This is a genomic window from Phycisphaerae bacterium (assembly GCA_024102815.1).
In the GTDB taxonomy this organism is placed as follows: domain Bacteria; phylum Planctomycetota; class Phycisphaerae; order UBA1845; family UBA1845; genus JAGFJJ01.
The window spans coordinates 1-2,384 of record JAGFJJ010000065.1 but is presented as its reverse complement, the minus strand read 5'-3'; the positions used below and the strand labels follow the sequence as shown (position 1 = coordinate 2,384).

Below are 2,384 nucleotides of genomic sequence, written 5' to 3'. Positions count from 1 at the left end.
GCCGGCGTGTGCAAGATCGGCGCCAGGCGGTAGCCAACAAGAAGAACCGTGAGTTCGGGCGGCGTCAGAAGCTGATGGAGTACGCGAACCGTTGGCACGACGCCCAACGCATTCGCGAATACCTGTCCGCCTTGCAGGCGGCCATCGATGCGGAACGGGTGCAACCGCTGGATGAAGCCGGCTTCCGCGAGTGGTTTGAATGGGCAACCTGGTTTTCTGATTCCATCGACCCGATCCTCCAAGCACCTCACCCGGATGAAGAGCAGGAACGTCCCGTCAACACGCCAATTACAGAGCTTGACCTCACGGCCCGAGGGCGCGCCGTCATTGCCGAACTGGAGGTTGGCGATTCGGACGAGCTCGCACGTTTGCCGCTGGATCGGATCAGGGAAGCCTGCGGCTACTATGACACAGCAACCCGTCAGGAAATCCACCGCGTACTGGAAGGCTTGGGCTACCCGACCGCGAAGTTTGAGAACCGGTACGCCTGGTAACGGGAAACCGGTAATGCCCCGACCTGCTTGGTTGCACGGCGGGCTCCTTCGATTCCGGATCACGTCCGATAGGACACGGGTATGAGGCCGTCAAGCTTAGCCCGCATTTCGTTGAAGAGCCGTTGACAGGTTATTATCGACTAAGTACGATTTCGCTAATAACAGAGCGGCTTGTTTTCGCTGCTGCAACCCCCGGGGAGCGGTGACTCGATGGCAAAAGCCTCCGGAAGGCTGGTTCGTTGTGTGGAAGGCTACTCGGCCTTTGTACCGAATCCACTCCCGCCTGATCTGAACTGGTCACCGCGAATCATTAGAGCGCTTTCGGACGCAGACCGGCTTGTCGGCCGATTGGCCGGTCAGGGGGCGCGCCTTCCGAATCCGCACCTCTTGATGCGGCCCTTTCTCAGGCGTGAGGCCGTGCTTTCCAGCCGTATCGAAGGGACCCAGGCAACGCTGGGGGAACTTCTCGCCGCTGAGGCAGGCGCCGCTGTGGAGCGAAGCCCGGGTGATCTTCGCGAGGTCGGGAACTACGTTGCCGCGTTGGAGCATGGCCTTCGACGTTTGCACGAGCTTCCGCTCTCTCTGCGCCTCGTGCGAGAACTTCACGGCGTGTTGATGGAGGGCGTGCGGGGCGAACACGCGACGCCGGGCGAGTTTCGACATTCGCAGAATTGGATCGGCCCACCCGGTTGCACGCTCGCCAACGCGGGGTATGTCCCACCGCCGCCAAGTGAATTGATGAACTGTCTTGCGGAATGGGAGCGCGCACTTCGTGATGCGTCTATGCCGCCACTGCTACACGCCGGCCTGATCCACTACCAATTCGAGGCGATCCATCCCTTCCTGGACGGCAACGGGAGGGTAGGACGATTGCTGATCACGCTCCTACTCGTGGAGCGCGACGTTTTGCCAACGCCCTTGCTCTATTTGAGCGCGTTCTTCGAGGCCACCCGGCGCGACTACTATGACCTACTTCTTGCGGTCAGCAGGGAAAGTAAGTGGGAGGATTGGCTGGAGTACTTCCTCAACGGCGTGGCCCGACAGTCGGAGGACGCAGTAGGTCGCGCTGAGAGGATAAGCCAACTTCTCGACCAATGGCGCCTGAAAGTCGCAGGTTCGGCGTCAAAGACGCCCGCACTCCTCCTGGACATGATCGCAGAAAACCCGTTCGTTACCGCGAACAGGGCCGCCGAACGCCTGCGTGTGGCGTTCACGACGGCGCAGCGAGCGATCAGGAAGCTCAAGGACGCATCCATCATTGAGGAGGTCGGAGACGCACGCCGGGATCGCGTTTACTGCGCCAAGGCGATCCTGGATATTCTGGAAGAGCCTGCAAGACTGAAGCCAGGATAGGCGCGGCACGCTTCCAATCGACGTAGAGGGTCGCGTGTGCAAGCGCATCGTTGATACTCGACGTTCTCCGCGAGGCGAGACGGAACAGCTATGAGTGAGTCATGAAGCATCTGCAAAGCGACGAGGTTCACGGACTCCGCCGAATACTCCGCGACCAGTATAGTTTCCAGACCATCGTCAAAGAGCTGATCCAGAACGCCGACGACTCGCAGGCTGGCAAGTTCCATATCGGCTGGACCGACAACTGGCCTCAGAGCATCCACCCGTTGCTCACCGGGCCGACCATACTCATTCTCAACGACGGAATCTTCCGAGACGCGGACGCGGAAGCGATATGGCGAGTGAACGAACCGGCGAAGGGCGAGGATCTCGGCGCCATTGGGAAGTACGGTCTGGGCATGAAGAGTGTCTTCCATCTCTGCGAGGGTTTCTTCTATCTGGCATCGCCGGACCAGCCCGCCGCGGACGGCCGTGACTTCGCCGAGTTACTGACACCGTGGCCTCGCGGAGGACCGCACGATGACTGGAGTGATTTGG

At 60.5% G+C, this 2,384-nt stretch carries 3 protein-coding genes; all 3 read left to right on the top strand.

What is annotated here, in order from left to right; genetic code table 11:
• The coding region (locus tag J5J06_15620; protein MCO6438519.1) for a hypothetical protein at nt 1-494 on the top strand (494 nt) is incomplete at its 5' end.
• Nucleotides 495-704: 210 nt separating this feature from the next.
• The gene (locus tag J5J06_15615; protein ID MCO6438518.1) at nt 705-1,847 is read left to right on the top strand and encodes a Fic family protein; all 1,143 of its coding nucleotides are present in this window, start codon (nt 705-707) and stop codon (nt 1,845-1,847) included.
• Nucleotides 1,848-1,948: 101 nt separating this feature from the next.
• A partial coding sequence (locus J5J06_15610) for a hypothetical protein (GenBank protein MCO6438517.1) occupies nt 1,949-2,384 on the top strand: 436 nt, incomplete at its 3' end.

Excerpts from the sequence above, each read along its gene's own strand:
- J5J06_15615 (MCO6438518.1), top strand. The coding sequence starts at position 705 with ATGGCAAAAGCCTCCGGAAGGCTGGTTCGTTGTGTGGAAGGCTACTCG.